We start from the raw sequence: 20,429 nt of genomic DNA on the forward strand, positions 1-20,429 counted from the left end.
TTCAATGCCAGAGTTTTGCTGGCATGATCACTCAAGATTCCGAGAGATCATTGATTGTATTCATGGACTGTTTCTGTACTTCCTGTATGCATTAAGTATAGCAATGCCACAATTGCAAAACAATATCAGCCGGGACTAATAAAAAGAGGTGGTTATTATATCAACTGCACACTCCTTTATCATGTGCAGGTAAAAATATGCTCTTTTTCGCCGTAATCTCCCCCCTCTTGTATATATTTCAGCAATTTTCTGTGTATCTCTCCCAATTTATCTTTTTATTTATTGTATCAAAAGCACATTTTTATATTATGTAAAACTTGATATACTTAAAATAATAACAGACAGGAGGGACACATTTATGTATCTTGAAGAACTGGACCTTCAATATCTGATAAACAGCGTCCGCAGTGTATGCGGTAAGCCCATTTTTATCCTGAATCCAAACTGGTCCGTCATATCCTGCACACACCAGGGATTCACCGAATATGCGCAGGAGATTGCGGCCTTCTGCGCGTCTGACAATGACTATGGGACGGCTGCCTCCCGATTTGGCATCATAATAGAACCGTGTATCCTGGAGGAAACCCTCATATGTTACTTCATGATACTTGACAAAAAGTCCGGTTACATGATTCCCTATCTGAAGACGTTAACTGAATTGCTTATTTCTCCCCAGATATCTGATATCCAAAATCAGACAGCCAGTTCCAGAAGCATGTTAATCAACCAGATTGCCAACACTGGTCAGAAGAGCCCTGAGATTGACACCTTCATGAAGGAGTTTGAATACTCATACGACTGCCCCAGATGCGCTCTTTTGTTTGAGATTAACCGGCATGGAAAAGAACACTCCCATTACCGTTTTGACTCCTCGGAATCCTATCTCAAACAGCTGATTACCTCATCCTCATTGTATTCCGAAGAGGATATATATGGCTTCCTAAGTTCGGACAGGTACCTTATTTTCAAAGATACCAGCTTTGCGTCCACTATGTCTGTCCGTGAAATCAATGATTACGCCGATTCCATGGTCACCTCCTTCCGTGATTATAACGGTGAGGAACTGCACTGTACCATAGGCAGTACTTATACGGATTTATACAAACTGCGCCAAAGCTATCTGGAAGCCCTATTCCTCATCGCCAACTATGATTACCTCAATGTAGAGTCCTCACACGCGCTCAATATACATGATTTTATTTTTGAATACGCCGTAAGCCTGATTCCCAGAAGCTACTGGAACAACCGCTTCCAGAACCTGGCCCAGGACCTGGGCAGCTCTCCCGCCCTCATGGAGACAGCCCTGGCCCTTTCCAGGGAAAACCTAAACCTGTCACAGGCAGCCAAGGCCCTGGGACTCCACAGAAATACGCTTTTGCAGCGCTTTGCAAAAATAAAGTCCCGGACAAAGCTTAACCCGCTGGAAAATGACCATGACCGCATGGTACTGCGGGCGTTTTCCCTTTATCAGAACCAGAAAATCACCTTACAGGCCGGTATCGTAATACAGCCAAACTCCGTACTCCACCAGGGTATGCAGAAAATGGCTGATTTGGTAAACAAAAACTCCTGTGGGACTATCAATATAAACATCCACACCCTCTCCACCTCCGGCAATAACGCGCACCTGTTTGAGATACTCCGTTCCGGCTCCATCGACCTTGTGGTAGCTGCCACCGGAGTCATGAACAAGTTCACCAACAACCGCTCCCGGGTGCTGGAATTCCCTTTTTTATTCCAGTCCAGCGCCGAAGCAAAACACATACTGAATACAATTATCATAAAAGATGTAGAACATTCACTGGATTCCATCGGTGTTAAATGCTTAAACATATGGACCATGGGATGGCGGTACCTGACCAGCAAGGAGCCCATCCGCCTTCCCCAGGATATGGCAGGGAAAAAGGTGCGTGTCATGTTTACCGAATCCCTGGATGAATATTACCGTAATATGGGGGCTGTCCCCATCAAGATGAATTACGGTGACGTAAAAGACGCCCTGCACTCCGGTATCATTGACTGCCAGGAGAATCCCTACAGCAACACACTGGGAATGAAATTTTATGAAGAACAGGACTTCATCACGCGGTTAAAATACTATCTGAGTACAGAGGCGCTGTATATATCAAAAACCGCCTGGGAAAGATTAAGCCCTTCCCAACAAGATATCATTGCTGCTGCGGCCCGTGAGACCACGGACTGGATTTTTACGGAACAGCAGTATGTGATTAACCAGCAATGCAAAAATATCCTGCTGACAGAAAAAGGCATGCATATCATAGAAGTCTCTGCCGGCGAGGCAAAACTCTGGAAATCCTATTCCCAGAACCTGTATGCCTCCTTTCCCCATCAGGATTTACTGAAAGAGATAGAAAAGGAGAAAACAGAATACAATGCAAAACACAGAGCTCTCCCATCTTTATAAATCCTTTAAAAGCATATTTCCAACCGCCCATATCGTGATTATCGACCATACCGGCAGTGTAATAATGGCATGCGAAAACCGCTGCCTTATTCCCCAAACGGAACAATACAGCGGTTTTAAAGAAATCCTTACGGTTCATGCCCCAACGGGCGGTACTTTTTATAAACTATCCTTCCCCCTTCCGCTGTCAAATCAGCTGTTCCTCTATATACCCTCCAAGGATATTGAAGATGTTCTGACAGCTGCCAAAATGGCTGACTCCGTCATACAATTATTCCTGTCACGTCCAAGCCAGTCCGTGCAATCTGTACGGCAAAGCGATACCATGCTGCTTTTGGATCATCTGTTCCATCCTTCCACCGCAGAAGAAGATACTTACACCGCCCTGCTGGCCGCGGAACTTGGTTTTGATATGTCTCTGCCCAGGGCTGTGTGCATATTCCGCATAGAACAGGACCTTAAGAATCCGGCATCAAAAATATCTTCTACCCGTTCCATTCTGCAGACCATACACAATTTTGCGGCCTCCTCTGGCAGTCAGGATATCATCGGAGCATTTGGAAACAGTGAACTCATACTTTGTCATGTAATGGGGGCAGAGTCTGACAAAGATATAAAGCTTCTTGAAAATATTTATACGTATATCAATAAAAATTACTTTGTTTCCTGCTGTATCGGGGTAGGGCTCACCGTAACAGATATTGGACATTACTGCGACAGCTTCATTTCTGCCCAGGCTGTTTTCAGGTACGCACAGAACCGGCCGGACAGAGAAAAACGAATCTATTATATAGATGACTTTTTGGCGGAACACCTTGTATACGAAATCCCGGAACACTTTTTTGAACACTTTTTCAAAAATGAACTTAACTATGTCAAAGCTACTCCCATTGCCCAGGAGACCATAGGCGCCCTGGTTGCCTGCAATATGGACATATCCATGGCTGCGGAGGCTCTTTTCATACACAGAAACACTATGGTATTCCGCTTAAACCAGCTGAAGAAGCAGCTGAATCTCAACCCCTTTCACAAAGACAACGACAGGTTCAAGCTGATACTTCTCTATCATTATTTTACAAAAAAGTACAATGGAAACCATTCATCAGGAGAGATGCCGTAAACACAAGAATGTAATGATTCCATGACATCGGGTATGTTTTTCATTCTTCTGTTTTCTCCCCGGGCGCCCACACTGCCAGCTCCTTTACCAGCATGATGCGCCCAATTATTACACACACAGCTCCCGCGGTATTCCACCCGCTGCTTCCCAATACAACCGAGTATTCATAGGACGCCAGCCCTGCTGTCATCCATATGAGGTATCCAAGGGAGGAAGGTCCTTTTTTGCAGTTTTGCGTATACTGCCTGCCAAGCTCTCCGTAATGATTCAACGTACTGCACCCGCAGGCTGTCTCTGCCAGCATAAGGACTGCCGTGATCTGTATGGATATCCCTGTGCTCTGTCTCATGAACACTGCCAGAATCAGGTCCAGGATGGTAATGCCCAGCCACAGTCTGCCTGTCTGTTCCATCTTACGGTTCCACTCAAATCCTTCCCCGTCCCCCTCCCGTTCCAGCATCCTGAAACCGCTGCGAAACACAAGGCAGCCCACAATCCCCGGAACTATGGGTATCCCCATAAAATCAATGTGAAATGACAAAAGAAACATTCCCGCCATCATCCATTTTACGGCCTCATTCACGGTTTAATCCCCCTTTCCTTCAGGTAACGGTATGTCTGCTTAAACCGGTCTGTGTTTCTGTTATTTTGCCGGTCCAGGTTCGTGGTAAACCAGGACTCTCCTCCTGAGCCGTCAGAACATTTCCACTGAATCAGAGCGGTATAGGGTTCAAATTGTTCCCTTATATCTCCGGTCCCGCGCCATGTAGATTCCACCAGAAAGGTATCCCCTTCTGTCATTGCAGCAGGCTCCCACTCCCATATATCCGTTCCGTCCACTGTAACCTTGAATTCTCCTCTTACCTGTTCCGGGTTTCGGATCTCAAAGCCTTCCAGACGGCAGTCCCTTTGCACAAGATAGCGGGTCATGGAGGTTCCGTCGGAACTGGACGAGCCTCCTGTGACCGTAACATATTCCATGGGCTTATCCAGAGTAAGGATGATTTGGCCTATGGACACCTCCTCCTCTGCGCCATCGCCGTATCTGACTTTTATGGTATCCAGAGTGATTCCCCTGGCTCCAAGGCTTCTGGCCGGCAGCATCATCTTGACAAACAGCTGCTTAAACTGGTACCGGCCGTCCTGCACAGAGCCCGAATAGGACTGAAACAGGCCGCCTGCTCCGTCGTATGGGGTCATCCAGTATTCCCCTATGCCTTCCAGCTGGGGAAAGGTAATTTCCGCCACTTTGGAGGTATCCTCACTGTCCTGGATATAATATATGGGAAATTCCTTCCACACATATCTGTCCTCACCGGCAGGGCTCTCTGCATCTACATCCGCATTCCCATCCGTACTCCCCATCGTATCCTCATCCATACCGCCATCCCAGTACATCTCCAGCTCTATGTGCATGGGAATAAACACAGGATGCCTCAGCGCAAAATAATGCTGCAGCAGACTGCCGGCCGCCACGATTAAAACTCCGGCTGTCATAAAAAAATAAAACAAAAACGCGGACTGATGAATGAATCGGTCTTTTGGCCTGTCCATACTGCCCTCCTCTTCTTTTTCTTCCTTAATTTTCCTTCCCTTTCTAATATTGTATATAATACAGGCCCGGGAAGCAAATTCATTTCCCTTTCGTTTCCCTTACATTTTACACAGGATTGCATACTCTGTTCAAATAGTATATCCTTAGTTATAAGCAGCAGTGCTTATACTGCACCATATACAAATATGATTCATGGGAGGAAATAAAATTGAAGCAGGCATTGATCATCGGTTCCACTGTAGCGGACGTGACCGTCAGACTGCCCCATCTGCCCGTTACCGGCGAGGATGTGATTGTGGAGAGCCAGTCCATGTCCCTGGGAGGATGCGCCTATAATGTGTCGGAGATCCTCCGCCAGTCCGGTGTCCCATACACCCTGTTTTCTCCGGTTGGGACAGGGATTTACGGCAACTATGTAAGGGAACATCTAAAACGGAAGCAGATTCCCATTCTCATCCCCGCGCCTGCGGCAGATAACGGCTGCTGCTACTGTTTTGTGGAAGAATCAGGTGAGCGGACCTTTGCGGCCCTTCACGGCGCGGAATACCGTTTTGAAAGGCAGTGGTTCAGCCTGGCAGAATCCCTGTCTGTCGGCTCTGTCTATGTGTGCGGGTTGGAACTGGAGGAGGATACAGGGGGCTTCATACTGGATTACCTGGAAGAGCACCCGGAATACACTGTATACTTTGCGCCGGGTCCCAGAATCAGCTTCATCCCCCAAAGCAGTCTAAGACGCATGTTTTCCCTGTCTCCCATCCTGCATCTCAATAGAGATGAAGCCCTGGAATATACAGGCATCACAGGAAGCCCTGAGAATAAAAAACCGTGGAACAAAGCGGACCTCCCCTGCCGGGAATACAGGTTAGAAGCATGTCTGCCGGAGGCTGCCTCCCGTCTTACAGCCCTTACCCGCAATCATGTCATCATCACCCTGGGAGCCCATGGCGCGTTCCATATGGAGCCTTCGGGAAAGCATGCCTTGATTCCCGGCTGTCCGGCACGGCAGGTGGATGCCACCGGGGCCGGGGACAGCCACATGGGTGCAGTGATTGCATGCCGCATGAAGGGTTTTCCCATGGACAAAGCCATCCGCACAGCCAACCGTATATCTGCCGCTGTGGTGGAACACGCCGGAGCCGGGCTGGACGATGAGGATTTTCTGCGCCTGAATGCCTGAGATGCTTTGATTGCCCGGGGTGCTTCGATTGCCTGGGATGCTTCGATTGCCTGGGATGTTTTGGAAGAAAATTGTAAAGATACGTAATAGGTTTGAAATTGAACTACGCTATCTCATGGAATATAATAAAAATGGAATATAATAAAATCATGACAGGAACCACTGCGGCCCAAGCAGCCTCATGGTTCCGGGGAGAAATGTTTGAGGAGGAAAAGAATATGATGACCAGAGATTGGAATGCCCGCGGCACAAAGGCCTGCGTCCGGCCTGTTCTGCGCTGTTTGTTCCTTCTCATGATATTCACTGTTTTCATGGGAATTACGGCATTTGCAGCTGCAGAAAAAATTGACACGGTAAAATTATCATTCACATGCGATCCTGTCCCAAAAGCAGGAGAAGCACCGGGGACCGTGACTGCCAAGACCGGCAGCAGGGAGTTCACCGTAAAAAGCACTGAGTATACCAATGATGTGGAGGTATGGAGCCTGGGAGACAAACCCAGGGTCAGGGTGGTTCTGGAGGCGGCAGACGGATACCGTTTCTCCTACACCACATCCAGCCATTTCAAGCTCAGCGGACGCGGCGCGGATTTTATCAAGGCCAAGATATCCGACAGCGGCAGCACCCTGAACCTGGAGTGCTATCTCAGCCAGGCAGACGGAAAACCCGGTAAAATACAGGGACTGGACTGGAGCGGATTCCGCGCCAGATGGGATAAGGCAGAAGAAGATATAAAGCATTATGAAGTCCGCCTGTACCGCAACAGGAATCTTGTGACCACTGTCACTGCTTCCGGCACCTCTTATGACTTCCGAAATGAAATCACCCGGGCCGGCGATTACACCTTCCGGGTGCGGACCATTGCCCGGTATGCGGACAGAGCCGGGGACTGGTCTGAGTATTCCGATGAAAATACGGTCACGGAACGCCAGGTTTCAAGCAATGGAAACGGCTCCTGGATCCAGAACCAGTATGGCTGGTGGTACAGATACTATGATGGGGGATACCCTTCTAATACCTGGGAAAAAATCAATAATACATGGTATTATTTCAACAGGGACGGGTACATGCTGAACGGATGGCAGCAAATAAGCGGCTCCTGGTATTATCTTGGCGCAAACGGAGCCATGACCCGTGGCTGGCAGTCTGTCAACGGACGCTGGTACTATATGAACGGCGACGGCGTCATGCTCACCGGGTGGCAGTATCTCGGCGGACGCTGGTATTTCCTGGACGGCAGCGGCGCCATGCTCACCGGATGGCAGTTTATCAACGGACGCTGGTATTTCCTGGACAGCAGCGGCGCCATGCTCACCGGATGGCAGTTTATCAACGGGGCCTGGTATTTCCTGGACGGCAGCGGCGCCATGCTCACCGGGTGGCAGTTCATCAACGGACACTGGTATTACATGAATGACAGCGGCATCATGCTCACCGGGTGGCAGTTCATCAACGGGGCCTGGTACTACCTGGATGGCAGCGGCGCCATGTATGCAGACCAGACAACACCGGACGGTTATTATGTGGACGGCAGCGGAAAGCGGAATTAGTATATACCAAAGGCAGTTGTAAACAAAACCGCACAGCTTCAGGGCGCCCCGGAGAGAACCTGTTTTACTCTCCGGGACGCCCTGTACATTTTACTCCCCACAGGACGCCTCCCGCTGTGCCTGCAAAGCTGCAGAACAAACACAATAACAGCCTGCTCTTCATCTGCGCCAGCCACCAGACATCCCCAGCCTCCCCCACGGCCGCCATATCAGAACGCAGTTCCTCTATTTTCCCGGACCAGAATTCAAAATCAGACCATCTGCTGGGAATCAAATCAGGAGGTATCTTAAGCTCCAGCTTCCATGCCAGGAATAAGCCCGCCAAAAAAAATACGGCAGCCAGGATGAATGCCTTTGCCCTCGTCTTTGCCCTCATCTTTGCTCCCGCCTTTGCCCCCCTTCTTCCCATCAGGACGGAGAGCGCCCATACCGAAGTTATCCACAGGGGCAGACACGCTCCAAGGCCGGCGGCAGCGGAAACATACGCTCCGTCCACCAGGACCTTGCCGGACTTAATCTCATTCCTGTAAAGAAAATTTACCGCTGCTGCTTTTCCTGTCTCCATCCCATGGGATGTCCCTTCCTCCCCCGTACGCCCTTCTCCGCTCCTTGCGTATGTAAACATCATATACCGCATGGCGTCTTTGTCCTTGGCAGGCAGCAGTATGACATGGGATGAGTCATCTGTGACGCCCCGTATCTTGTAAGGTTTCTGCCTGCACCAGATGTATTTTCCCGCTACATCCAGACCTCCGAACAGTTCCATGGCCAGACCGCTGCTGATAAGGCATCCGTCCTGGTCCGAGCGGTAGCCGTATGTTCCTCCAATCAGCCTGGAATATGACGCCATTTCCATGAGTCCGTATACAGCGATGCAGTCCGCCTCCCCGGACCTTCCCAGTCCGGGGTTCATTACCTTCAGCCTTTTTGCACGGGACCATGCTGTGATTTCAGGCAGCATATTCCTGCCTTGTTCCTGTTCACTGTCCAGTGCATGGGTAATCAGCTGTTTCTCTACCGCGTCCCCTTCCCCAAAGTACATGAATACATGGCAGCCGGCATCCCTCATGGTCCAGGCCAGGATGGTCCCAAAGCCCCATAAGGCGGCAATGAGTATAAGTATGATCCATTTTTTCATTCTTCCACCACCCTGACCCGGTCTCCTTCACTCACTGGTTTGCTGGATTCTGTAATCAGCTTCATATCCTTTGTCACAGGACCTGACACAGCAGCGGCAGAACTGCTCTTTTCCAGTACATCCACCTGGATTCTCACCGCCTTTTGTTCGTCACCCAGTATGGTTTTTTCCGGCTCTGCAGCCAGACAGTAATATCCTTTATTATCCTCACGCAGTGCCTCAATGGGAATGACACAAGGGTATGCCCCGGACTCCATGTTCACGGTAAAGGATACCAGGTCTCCCAGCCTTCCCTCGCCTTCCTGTATCCAGGCTGTTACCTGGATTTTCCCGTCCTCTGCCATCTGGTCCACGGATTCCACCTCTGTTTCCACATTCTTTGACTGTCCCACCATCTTCACCTGCATCATGACACCTTTTTTCAGAAGACCTGCCCCGGCTGTCTCCTTGTCAATCTGTGCCCTCATCTCCAGGCCCCCCACAGCCAGCCTGAGCTGGTGTCCGTCCTGTATCCTGTCCCCTGCCTGTAATCCGGTATCCACTACAACCCCATCCACCGGTGACTTGATTTGTCCTTTGTTATCTATGAATTGCTCTATCTTTCCCAGCTTTTTCTGAATTTCCTCCATGTCAAGCTTCATGGACTCCTGTTTCAGACCGGACATCTCCCTTCCGGCAGCTTCCCCTGCCGCTGTACCGGCATCCGATACCCTCGCATTTTCCACCTTTTCCATGGCCTGATACAGGCCTTCCTCCAAATCCTGAACCTTTCTTCCAGCTTCCTTAAGCTTCTCATCCTCAGCCTTTAATGCATCCTCATACGCCTTTAGCAAGTCGTCCTGATTTTCCCTTTCCCCGTAATCCACATCCTCATAATCTTCCTCGGCCGCATACATTTTTGCCCTGGCCTCCTCCACCTTCAGGTCCTCTTCCTCCCGGATGTCCTCCAAATCCTCCCCCGCTCTCTCAAGTTCCAGCTCAGCCCGTTCCAGCTCTTCATCGGACCCCCCTTGCTCCTCCAAACGGTCCAGTTTTTTCTGTTTATCCTCCACCTCCCGCTCCGCCTTTCTCACAGCAGAATCCCTGGATTTCTGGGCTGACTCATATGATCTTCTGGCACTTTTCATGGCCTTGCGGTTATCCTCCTTCACCTGTTCCCTGGTTCTGTTCTTTTTCTGCACATAATCGTGTTCCAGCTCAATGGATGCCTGCTCATGGTCCTCCTTCGCCTCCGCAAAATCCTGGTTTCCCAGCTCCAGGGCTATCTGGGCAGCGGCCAGCTGCTGCAGAGCCAGGGTCTCTTCAGTCACCCGCGGCACTGAGGCAAGGGACATCTGTTCCTGTTTCAGCGCCAGCTCTGCCTTTTTGTATTCCAGGGACAGGGCGTCGCGCTCCTCCTCAAGTCCTTCCATCTGAAGGGTCAGGACCGTGTCTCCTGCCTTAACGGATTGTCCGGGCCTGGCTGCAATTTCCTCCACCTGCATATTCTCCGGCAGTGATATGTATACCGTTCTTCCGGCAGTAAGCTCTCCCTCTCCCTGTATTGTGTAGAGAACCACATCCTGCTTTCCAAACCCTGTATTCACCCGTATGACGGTAAAGGAGTCCATGGCTCTGGACAGAAAGGTCAGGGCAGCCATGAGGGCCAGGAATATGGCCGCTGCTTTTTTCACGTTCATTGACTCTCACTCCTTGATTCCTGATGCGGCAATCCCCTGCTCCAGCGTCTCCTGTCCCATAAGGAACAAAAGAACAGGAAGCACCATCATAATGACCGAGGCAGACCAGGCAGCACCTGCCTTATCAGCCGTAATGTCCGGCAGGTAAAGGGACAGCGGCCAGAGTCTCTGCTCCTTTAAAAATGTCATGGGCTGTTCAATGGCATTCCAGTATTCCAGGAACCCCAGCACCAGCATTGAAATGATTCCCGGCCGTCCCACCGGTATTCCTACCTTCATAAATATAGAAAAGTCACCGGCTCCGTCCAGCCTGGCCGCCTCTATGAGAGGCGTTGGGATGGATGCAAAGAATTTTGTCATGATAAAGACGGGAAAAGCGGAAAAGATTCCCGGCAGAATGACAGCCAGATGGGTATTTAAAAGATGGAACCGCTTAAGGACCAGATAACTCGGGACCATGGTCACCTGAAAGGGCTGCATCATGAGAATGATATAGAAAAGAAACAATGCCCTCTTTCCGGGAAAACAGAAATGGGCAAAGGCCCAGGCGCCCGGAAGGGCTATAAGCAGCTGCCCTGCCAGCACCAGCCCGGTCTGCAGACAGGAATTCCAAAACATAACATAAAATCCCGGTGAATCCAAAAGCAGCTCCACAAAGGGGCTCAGGGTTGGGTAGGAGGGAATAAAAGCTGCCTTTATGGGAGCGTTTCCCATGCCAAAGACAGCGCCGAAACGTTCCAGCATTTCCCCTTCGGACATCAGCGCGCTGCCTGCCATGAGTAAAAGGGGAAGCCATATAAAAAGACACAGCAAAACGAGGACCGCATGTATTAAAATACGTTTTATCATCTCTTTTTCCTTTTCCAGGTCCACAGCAGCACCGGAATCATAATGGATACCTCCACCATCACGGATGCCGCGCTCATCTTCTGAATGTCCAGGGATACGAACCAATGGTTGAACAGGTGCTGGAGCATATAGATACTCTCATGTGGGTAATCCCCTGATATCAGGTATGCCTCCCTGAACACCTTAAAAGAATTGATAACAGACAACACCAGCACCAGAAAGGCCGTACTTTTCAGCCCCGGCAGAGCAATATGGAAAAAGCTCTGCCAGGAACCGGCTCCGTCCACCTTTGCTGCCTCAAAAAGCTCTTTTGGAATTCCGTCCAGTCCGGCCAGCCAGAGCATCATATCGTAGCCTGTGTTTTTCCATATATAGGTCAATACCAGGATATAAAAAGCACTTCCCTGATTCAGCCAGTCCTGGCTGCTCCCGCCTGCCCATACCACCATCTGGTCAAGAATCCCCTGGGGATAAAACAACAGCTTCCACAACAGTACAACGGAGGCCACCGGTATGGCCATTGGAAGCAGAATGGTTGTTTTATACAGGCTCCGGCTGTCCGCAGCTCCCGTCATAAGGATGGAAACCCACAGTGAAAAGGCCATCAGCACAGGGATGCACACCAGGATAAAATGCAGGGTATTCTTTACAGCCAGCCGGAATGCCTGGCTGTGAAAGACCTGTATAAAATTCTCCATTCCCACAAACTGTCCGCCCACTGCCTGAAAAAAGGAGCGGACCACCACATTCACAAAGGGTATGAGCACAAATACGGCTGTCCCCGCCAAACTTGGGGCCAGGAACAGCCATGGCCTCAGATTCCTGAGATAAATGCCAAATCGGTTCCCGGAAGATTGATTTATAGCTTTTCTACTCCGAAAAATACAGCATTGCCTTGTTCTGCGCATTCTGAGCCGCCTGTTCCAGGGACAATCTCCCCTCAAAATATCCCTTTGTCTCATTGATGATAATATCCGTCAAAACCCGGTCCATCCGAATGGGGTGATCCGCCTTTGCCGCCACATCAAACACCAGCTGGCGTTCTTCCTTTGTAGGCCAGCTGCCGGTCAGCTCGTAACCGTCATCTCCGCTGACTGCAACGGATGTATCCTTATTATCTTCCCGATCCACCCAGTCCCGGACTGCCAGGGTATTGACCGGAAGACCGTCTGAAAGGTCCTTTGACTGGACGTCGCGTCCCAGCACAAAGAGAATGAATTCCCTTGCCATCTCCTTATTTTGGCAGGCCTGGTTGATTCCCATGGTGCCTGAGGGCAGGTAGGAGGCGTTTACATTTTCCATGGTAAATCCGTGTTTTCTCTGTACTGCCAGAGGCAGCAGGATATTGTACATGCCATCTATCTTGTCGATTGCAACGGCACTCATCCCCTGGTCCACACGGCTATATTCGCTGCCCAAAAGTCCGTCCAATCCCGGCATAAGGTTATAGACATTGCCCCGTCCCCCATCCTCGGATTTATCAAAGGCAGACTTGGCGCCATTTGCCTCTCCCAGGACCTTCACTGTCTCCAGCAGCTCCTTAATTTTATCCGGATACGGCTTTCCTGTCCGCATATCCACGACTTCATCGTACCGCAGCATCAGTATCTGGCGCAGCAGACTTTCATAATTGGTTTTGGGCCGCAGGGGAAGATGGGACGGATCCTCCTGGTAGGCCCTCATGGCTTCCATGGACACCAGGCTGGCTGCGGCCTGGCTGTCCCCATAGGCAGCCAGCAGCGTCATCCTGGTGGGAATCTGGTAAATACTCCCGTTTTCCTCTGTATAAGGCTTTGACACCTGCTCTGTCAGCTCTCCCGAAGCTATCATGGGGCTTAAGAAATCCTTCATATCCTCAAGAATCCCCTTTTCTATATAGGATTCCGCCGGGAGACCGTCAAGAACCAGCAGGTCTGCACCATTTCCGCCTAAAAGCTCTGTATTGAGGGCTCTTATGGTATCAGATACCGTGGTGCTGCCCGACGTGATCTGGCCGTCAATCAATTCCACCCTGACATCCGGGTGTTCCAGCTGGAACATAGATGCAGCCTGGTGAATGGTATCTGTCTGTTCCAGGTTCAGCCCATATACAGTCAGCGTCTGGGTGGGCACGGAAGGCATCTGAGGGTCATAGGTATAATGCTTCAGCTCTTCCTTGTCATCCTGGGACATCCAGACATAAAAATCATTCTGGTTTCCCGCAAACAGCTTCCTGAGATTGGCGCTTGGAAGGCTCAGGGAATTAAGGGTGCCGTCAGCCACAGTCTCCCACAGGCTTCCCCCCTGGTTCATATGGTGGATTCCCCGGGGATTGGCAATGTATATTCCCCCGCTGCCGTCCGATGCCATGGGGGCCCACATGTCAAAATCTGGTGACTGAAATGGTATCTCCTCTTTAGCGGACGCCGACATGCCGGAAATATCGTAGCTGATATAGGAGCTTTCGCTGTACGTGATATACCGGTTTCCCTTGAGCAGGCCTGTTCCCTTCCATTCCATGGAACTCCACTGCTGGGGCAGTGAAAGAACCAGTTCTCCTTCAGGCGTGTACACATCCGTTACCCTGCTGTGAGACAGGAAAATAAGTCCCTCCTCGGACACCGCTGCAAAATCAGGCCTCACATCGTAATATCCCTGGTCATTTTTAACGGAAAACACCGGGTCCAAAAGCATCATGGGTTCCTGTCCCTCTGTCAGCTTCATCATATATGTCTTATAATCATCCCCGCCCTGGTACAGCACATACCGGTTTTTGTCCTCTCCCCATATCATATGCAGGGTCCCGTACGGAAACTCCAGTCCCTCCAGCAGGCTGTTGTCCTGTTTCTCCCACTTTTCACCCGTCCATATGTATCTGGAAGCTTTTTTGTCTTTGACCGTATACAGCTCCAGCACCTGGTCCCCTGTCTGGATGATATCGGCGGCTGTCTCCCCTTCTTCCAGGGAAATGCTTATACTGCTCTCCGCATATCTCCCCATCGGTCCCTCCTGCTGCTTTTCCTCCTGTGTCTTTGATTTTGTCTGCTGTTCACCTGTGCTGCCGCCTGCTGTACCGGACGGCGCAGCGCAGCCCCACAAACATCCTGACAGTATGCTGACAGCCAGACACAGGCTCATAAGTTTATTTTTCATTGTCATTTCTCCTCCCGGACAATCTTCATGTCCCCTGTATCATACCAGACAAATCTCTAAAAAAACTTAAAATTTGGAAGAATTTCTTTTAGGTTTTTTAGAGATTTGTCTGATATAATGGTTTTATATATCAATAACAATGAGGATGGTACAATGCGGATTCTATTGGTTGAAGATGATAAGGAATTATGTGACGCCATAAAGCTCCAGCTGGAGCGGGCGGGATACGAGACTGACTGCTGCGGCCAGGGGCAGGAAGCCTTTTATTATGCATCGGAATACCCCTACGATGTGATCATACTGGACCGGATGCTTCCCCAGATGGACGGGCTTGGCGTCCTGGGCGGCTTAAGGAGAATGAATATTACCACACCGGTCATCATCACCACTGCCCTGGACGGCATCAACGACAGGATTGACGGCCTGGACGCAGGCGCCGACGATTATCTGGTGAAGCCTTATGCTGCCGGGGAACTGCTTGCCAGAATCCGGGCCCTTACCAGGCGGCCGGGAAATTTTAAGCAGAGTCCCTCGGCCGCCTGCTCCAACATCAGCCTGGATCCGGAGAAAAGGGAGCTCACAGGACCCCTGGGAACCCTGCAGCTGAGCAAACGCGAATCCGCCCTGATGGAATACCTGATTCGCAATAAGGGCCAGGTCCTCCCCAGGGGGCTGATTCTCTCTTACATATGGGGTCCTGACTCAGATGTGGAGGAGGGGAATCTGGACAACTATATCTATTTTCTGAGACGTCGTCTCAAATCCATAGGAGCCCTGCCCCAGATTAAGACGGTCCACGGAATCGGATACCGCCTGGAAATCGGAGGGACCCATGATTAAGCGGCTCCGGCGGCAGCTTACCGCCCTTTTTACCATTACCACCGGACTGATTCTGACCCTGGTGGTCATCGGCATCCTGGTCATAAGCGCCAGGGAATTCAATAAAAAAAACCTGGACTCCTTTCAGAACCAAATCCTGAACATCACCTCACGGCTCCAGTCCGGCTCCACCGTCAGCTGTACCTGGCTGTCCAGGCTGGAAAGCGATAACCGCCTGATTATACATATCGAGGACAACGGCAGGCCTCTTCTCTACCACGGTTCCTGGACTCCGGACACCAGGCGGGACACCTTAATCATGCGGGCCAGGGAAGCTGCCATGGCCGAGCGCATTGACCCGTCATCAAGGCCGGTATCCTCATCTCTTCTCAGAAGCTCTGTATTTACAGTGACAGGAGACAGCAATGACACCTATCTGGGCAGCGTGCTTGTTCTTCCCACGCAGACAGGATTTCAGAGCCTTACACTGCTGGCCAGCAAGGACTCCATGGGATTCGGCCTGTTCCGTCAGGGTATCCTGTTCCTTCTTCTCAATCTGGCTGGTATCGCCGCGCTGATGTGCGTCAGCTGGATATTGGTGGGGAAGTCCTTAAAACCGTTGGCAGAAAGCCAGAAACAGCAGAATGAATTTATAGCGGCGGCATCCCATGAGCTGCGGGCTCCCCTTGCCGTCATCCGCTCCAGCATATGCGCTGCACGGACAGCTCCTGACCAGAGAGAAAAATTCATGGCTAATATAGACCGGGAATGTTCCCGCATGTCCTGTCTGGTGGGGGACATGCTGCTTCTGGCCTCGGCCGACACCGGACAGTGGAGTCTCAGGACCTCCTCCCTGGACATGGATACCCTTCTAATCAGTATCTACGAACGGTTTGAACCGCTGTACCAGGACAAGGGCGTCTGCCTGAAGCTGGACCTGCCCGAAGCCTCACTTCCCAGGATATACGGCGATGAAAACCGCCTGGAACAGATTTTTGCCGTCCTCCTGGACAATGCCCTGCGCTACACGCCAAAAAAACGCAGTGTCACTGTTGCCGCATCCGTACAGACAGATAAGCATCTGCTCTCCCGCAGCCGGAGCATAGTCTGCCTCACCGTGTCAGATCAGGGCAGCGGCATGGATGACGAGACCAAGAAGCATATATTTAACCGGTTCTACCGGGGAGACAGCGCCAGAAGCCACAAGCAGAATTACGGATTGGGGCTCAGTATTGCAAAGGAGCTGGTACAGCTCCACAAAGGCACCATAAGCGTGTCGGATTCACCGGACGGAGGCGCCTGTTTCCTGGTCCGTCTGCCCGCCGTACCCGAATCTCACGCTTCCAGCAGGTAACGGTCCACTGCCTCGGCGCAACCGTCGTGGTCATTGTCAGCCACCACCACATCGCACAGTTCCTTTATGTGCGGCAGGGCATTGCCCATGGCAACAGAGAGACCGGCAATCCGAAGCACCTGGGCGTCATTATCGGCATCTCCCACAATGATGGTCTTATGAAGCGGTATGTCCAGATGTCCGCACAGCCACACCAGGCCGCTGGCCTTACTGACATTACGGGGGGACAGCTCCAGGGAAGCGCCTTCCGCAAAGGCAATAGCAAGGGGAAGCCCGCATATCCTGGAATGAAGCCGTTCCCGGATGTCAGCGGAGGCGGAAAACAGGTTCAGCTTCTCCACCGGGAAGGGATGTTTCCTGTAAAGGGCCCCAATGTCATCCGTCTTATTCACCACCCGGTCCATCATCTCCTGGTAGACGCCCATATGGTAATGACTGGTATCCGCCACCTGGCTTGCGTTTGCCAGAGCCTGTCCGCCGCTCATCATGTATACCATCACATCCTCATGGGCAGCTGTTTCAAGAACCTGTTCCACCAAATCCCGGGGCAGGGTCTCTGAGTGGAGGATGCTCTGGTTCACCGCGTCGTAAATCAGGGCGCCGCTTTCGCATACATAGTGGCTGACATTGGCAAGGACATCCCTGAATTCCTCCAGCTCGCTGATACAGCGGCCGGTGGATAATATGACGCGTTTTCCCATACGGGCGGCGCGGTTTACGGCTTCAAGCGTACGGTGTGATATGGTCTTTTGGCTGTTCAGTATGGTGCCGTCCATATCAAAACCAATTAATTCATAGTGACTCATGAAGGTTCCTCTTTCATTTCCATTTTTCTCTCCTAAAGAATACACCCCATTTCCCAAAGTATCAATAACAAAATCACAGCTTCCCTCATGTTTTTTCCCATTCCCCTTTCTCATGGAATCGTAAGAATTTTTCAGCTTTTCTTCAAGTCTTATGGAGCTGATTGTATTATATTGGTTGTATGGAAGTATGATGGTCCGGAAATATGATTGGCCTTTATTGGCAGGAAGGGAGCGTTTCATGAAAGAAAAACACAGATTGATTCCTGTATTGATTTTCGCATTTATTTTGACTGTCCTGTGCACGGCTGCCGTATCACGTTGGTACCTGCTGCACCAGAAAGGCGGTACCTATAACTCCATTCTCCTGGGAAAGTTGGTTTCCAGCGACGGCAGGAAGCTGGTTTTACAGGGAAATATCACAAATCCCCAAGGCAGGAACGGACAGTATGCCATCACATACAGCCCCGGTATAACCGCGGCTGACAAAACCAAGGATTCTCATATAACACCGCCCACCGCCATCCCGCAGCTCCTTGTCACATACGGACCGGACAAAACGGAAATTCCTTCTTTTTCAGGAGGATATCAATTATATACGCCGGATGATGAGGGGACAGCAGAGGCTGTCATTGCCTGCGGAGCCGAACCTCTCTCCTATCTGGTCGGAAAGGTGCCGGACATTCCCTACGTCAAATTGGGGACAGATATTTCCCTGGATTTCAGGGAAAGCACGGTCCCAGATTCGGTCACGGTTCAGGACCTCATACTCCGCGGCGACGGCTCCCCGAAATACACGGAACAGGTCACAGAGGAATTCACCCTGGCCTGTTCCGGCAGCGCGGCCTGTTTTACCCTGGATATCAACAGCGCGGCTTTACTGAGTTCTGATATGTCTTCGTATGAAGAAGCAGGTATTTTGAGAGGTTTTCGTGTAAACTGCCGGTGGGATGACAACAGCACGGCGGAATACGGCTTTGTCATCCGCACTGACGCTTCATCCACAGAAATCCGTAACCAGGCAGACTGACACCGGATGCTTCCATGAGATCTCCTGTAACCATATCCCCATACATTCCGTCCCTTTCATCAACCCACGCAGTACGGCGTTCGCCGCTGAAATTAAAGAGACCGATGAGTTTTTTGCCTCTGCCGTCCTGCCTTACCATACCCAGGACAGAGTTGTCCCAAGTCTCCAAGGTGCGGAAAGGACACCCGGCATCCAATAGGGGTTCCCCGGCCCGTATGGCCTCCAATTGTTCCAGATTATGGAAAATACGATTCTGGACTGTTTCTGGTTCATTTATCCGTTCCACCAGATCCCATTGAAATTCTCCCCTGTGTATATACCGGGAGTCCGGTGCCTTTTCGGGATTGTCCTTATAGGTGTAGTCATTGACCTGTCCCACCTCGTCCCCGCTGTAAAGCACAGGGATGCCCGACTGAAACAGCATGAACGCGTGGAGCATGGTATCCAGCCTGACAGCCTCCTCCATGGCCTGCCTGTCATGGCAGAATCCTGCTTTTTCCACACCGCACATGGAGGCGGTGGTTCCGCAGAACCGGGCGTCGCCCGTGGCCGGGTCGTCATTGTACAGGACGCCCCGGCTGAAACTCTCCGGTATCCTTCCTGTAAAGAAATCATTCAGAAATTTCTTATGGGGAACCTGCCTCATCCCCCACCTTTCCAAAAGAGGATAATCCAGTCCCCAGCCTATATCATCGTGACACCGCAGATAATTGAGGAAGGTACAGGCGGAGGGCAGGGAACTGACCGTCTCCATCTGGCTTTTTAAGAGCCTTACATCCTTTGTGGCCGCCGTGTTCCAGATGGCCGCCATGGTGGTCACATTGTAGAGCATATGACATTCCGGCTTTTCCACGGTTCCGAAATAAGGAGCCACCTTCTCCGGCTCCATGACCACCTCCCCCAGCAGCAGGATACCGGGACACACGATTTCGCCAATCATGCGCATCATCCTTACAATGGTGTGGACCCTGGGAAGATTGCGGCAGTCCGTCCCCAATTCCTTCCATATATAGGGAACCGCGTCAATCCTCAGCACATCCACCCCGCGGTTTGCCAGGTAAAGAAAATTGAACATCATCTCATTAAAGACAACAGGATTTCTGTAATTCAGGTCCCACTGATAAGGATAAAAGGTGGTCATCACATACTGCCCTGTTTCAGGCAGACAAGTGAAGTTTCCCGGCGCCGTGGCGGGAAATACCTGGGGCACCGTCTCCTCAAACATAGAGGGAACCGTCCAGCTGTCAAAGAAAAAATATCTGTCCTGATATTCCTTTTCCCCTGCCCTTGCCCTTTTCGCCCACCCATGCTCCTCCGACGTATGGTTCATCACAAAATCCAGGCAAAGGCTGATGCCTCTGTCGTGGCATTCATGGGCCAGCTGCTCCAGGTCCTCCATGGTTCCCAAATCCTCCCTCACCTTTCTGAAGTCAGATACGGCATAACCTCCGTCCGAACGCCCCCTGGGGGTATCTAAAAGAGGCATCAGGTGGAGATAATTCACATGGCACTGAGCAATATAATCCAGCTTGCCTTCCACGCCCTTCAGGCTGCCGGCAAAATGATCCGCGTACATCATCATGCCCAGCATGGAGCTCTTTCTGTACCAGCACGGGTCCTCCTCCCTGGCAGCATCCAGCGCTCTGAGCCCCCCTGCGCGCTCCTTGTAAAACCCTTCCATTCCCTTTAACAGCCCGTCAAACATATCCTGACTGTTGTAGAGCTCCATATACAGCCATTTCAGTTCGTCCATATGCTTATCCAGACGTTTTCTGTAGATGTTATCGCGCTTCATCCC

16 protein-coding genes are annotated in these 20,429 nt (G+C 51.0%); 7 read left to right on the forward strand and 9 right to left on the reverse strand.

What is annotated here, in order from left to right; translation table 11 throughout:
• Positions 1 to 358 precede the first annotated feature (358 nt).
• Entirely contained in the window at positions 359 to 2,425 is a 2,067-nt protein-coding gene (dctP, locus tag LI015_RS25675) for a TRAP transporter substrate-binding protein (protein WP_118018594.1), read from the forward strand.
• Positions 2,394 to 3,545 carry a PucR family transcriptional regulator gene (locus tag LI015_RS25680; protein ID WP_117625950.1) on the forward strand — a complete coding sequence of 384 codons (1,152 nt, stop codon included), beginning with the start codon at positions 2,394 to 2,396 and terminating at the stop codon, positions 3,543 to 3,545. Before dctP ends, LI015_RS25680 begins: the two co-directional genes overlap by 32 nt.
• Before the next feature lie 40 nt (positions 3,546 to 3,585).
• Here the strand turns inward: LI015_RS25680 and LI015_RS25685 are convergent, their stop codons facing one another.
• Together LI015_RS25685 and LI015_RS25690 are read right to left on the reverse strand one after the other, a co-directional pair.
• Positions 3,586 to 4,128, reverse strand: a complete 543-nt coding sequence (locus tag LI015_RS25685) for a hypothetical protein (RefSeq protein ID WP_227126621.1) — start codon at positions 4,126 to 4,128, stop codon at positions 3,586 to 3,588.
• Positions 4,125 to 5,099: a hypothetical protein gene (locus tag LI015_RS25690; RefSeq protein ID WP_195631920.1), complete on the reverse strand. Its 975-nt coding sequence runs from the start codon at positions 5,097 to 5,099 to the stop codon at positions 4,125 to 4,127. The genes LI015_RS25685 and LI015_RS25690 overlap by 4 nt, the downstream gene beginning before the upstream one ends.
• Before the next feature lie 209 nt (positions 5,100 to 5,308).
• Between LI015_RS25690 and LI015_RS25695 the strand changes: the two genes are divergently transcribed.
• Together LI015_RS25695 and LI015_RS25700 are read left to right on the forward strand one after the other, a co-directional pair.
• Complete coding sequence (locus LI015_RS25695; RefSeq protein WP_195631921.1) at positions 5,309 to 6,277, forward strand: PfkB family carbohydrate kinase; 969 nt, start codon at positions 5,309 to 5,311, stop codon at positions 6,275 to 6,277.
• 218 nt (positions 6,278 to 6,495) lie between these two features.
• Positions 6,496 to 7,827: an N-acetylmuramoyl-L-alanine amidase family protein gene (locus LI015_RS25700; protein ID WP_118018714.1), complete on the forward strand. Its 1,332-nt coding sequence runs from the start codon at positions 6,496 to 6,498 to the stop codon at positions 7,825 to 7,827.
• A gap of 64 nt (positions 7,828 to 7,891) precedes the next feature.
• On the opposite strand, the gene LI015_RS25705 is transcribed toward LI015_RS25700, so the two are convergent.
• Genes LI015_RS25705 through LI015_RS25725 form a run of 5 tightly spaced genes read right to left on the reverse strand, consistent with a single transcriptional unit; the run spans position 7,892 to position 14,625 of the window.
• Positions 7,892 to 8,965: an ABC transporter permease gene (locus tag LI015_RS25705; RefSeq protein ID WP_002565107.1), complete on the reverse strand. Its 1,074-nt coding sequence runs from the start codon at positions 8,963 to 8,965 to the stop codon at positions 7,892 to 7,894.
• A complete protein-coding gene (locus LI015_RS25710; protein ID WP_227126622.1) occupies positions 8,962 to 10,644 on the reverse strand; it encodes an HlyD family secretion protein in 1,683 nt (560 codons plus the stop codon). The genes LI015_RS25705 and LI015_RS25710 overlap by 4 nt, the downstream gene beginning before the upstream one ends.
• Before the next feature lie 6 nt (positions 10,645 to 10,650).
• The gene (locus tag LI015_RS25715) at positions 10,651 to 11,493 is read right to left on the reverse strand and encodes a carbohydrate ABC transporter permease (RefSeq protein ID WP_002565109.1); all 843 of its coding nucleotides are present in this window, start codon (positions 11,491 to 11,493) and stop codon (positions 10,651 to 10,653) included.
• On the reverse strand, positions 11,490 to 12,401 hold the full coding sequence (locus LI015_RS25720) for a carbohydrate ABC transporter permease (protein ID WP_002565110.1): 912 nt from the start codon (positions 12,399 to 12,401) through the stop codon (positions 11,490 to 11,492). The genes LI015_RS25715 and LI015_RS25720 overlap by 4 nt, the downstream gene beginning before the upstream one ends.
• Complete coding sequence (locus LI015_RS25725; protein ID WP_002572295.1) at positions 12,364 to 14,625, reverse strand: hypothetical protein; 2,262 nt, start codon at positions 14,623 to 14,625, stop codon at positions 12,364 to 12,366. The genes LI015_RS25720 and LI015_RS25725 overlap by 38 nt, the downstream gene beginning before the upstream one ends.
• Before the next feature lie 153 nt (positions 14,626 to 14,778).
• Between LI015_RS25725 and LI015_RS25730 the strand changes: the two genes are divergently transcribed.
• Both LI015_RS25730 and LI015_RS25735 read left to right on the forward strand, forming a co-directional pair.
• Positions 14,779 to 15,465: a response regulator transcription factor gene (locus LI015_RS25730; RefSeq protein ID WP_002565112.1), complete on the forward strand. Its 687-nt coding sequence runs from the start codon at positions 14,779 to 14,781 to the stop codon at positions 15,463 to 15,465.
• Positions 15,458 to 16,798 (forward strand): sensor histidine kinase, encoded by a 1,341-nt coding sequence (locus LI015_RS25735; RefSeq protein WP_227126623.1) that lies wholly within the window; start codon positions 15,458 to 15,460, stop codon positions 16,796 to 16,798. The genes LI015_RS25730 and LI015_RS25735 overlap by 8 nt, the downstream gene beginning before the upstream one ends.
• On the opposite strand, the gene LI015_RS25740 is transcribed toward LI015_RS25735, so the two are convergent.
• Positions 16,780 to 17,604 carry a Cof-type HAD-IIB family hydrolase gene (locus LI015_RS25740; protein WP_002565114.1) on the reverse strand — a complete coding sequence of 275 codons (825 nt, stop codon included), beginning with the start codon at positions 17,602 to 17,604 and terminating at the stop codon, positions 16,780 to 16,782. The two genes, LI015_RS25735 and LI015_RS25740, sit on opposite strands and share 19 nt — an antisense overlap.
• A 238-nt stretch (positions 17,605 to 17,842) precedes the next feature.
• On the opposite strand from LI015_RS25740, the gene LI015_RS25745 reads away from it, so the two are divergent.
• Positions 17,843 to 18,631, forward strand: a complete 789-nt coding sequence (locus tag LI015_RS25745; RefSeq protein ID WP_227126624.1) for a hypothetical protein — start codon at positions 17,843 to 17,845, stop codon at positions 18,629 to 18,631.
• On the opposite strand, the gene LI015_RS25750 is transcribed toward LI015_RS25745, so the two are convergent.
• Positions 18,582 to 20,426, reverse strand: coding sequence for an alpha-amylase family protein (locus LI015_RS25750; protein ID WP_227126625.1), 1,845 nt, complete (start codon positions 20,424 to 20,426; stop codon positions 18,582 to 18,584). The two genes, LI015_RS25745 and LI015_RS25750, sit on opposite strands and share 50 nt — an antisense overlap.
• Between the last annotated feature and the right edge of the window lie 3 nt (positions 20,427 to 20,429).

This window comes from Enterocloster sp. 210928-DFI.2.20, from assembly GCF_020554465.1.
GTDB lineage: Bacteria > Bacillota > Clostridia > Lachnospirales > Lachnospiraceae > Enterocloster > Enterocloster bolteae.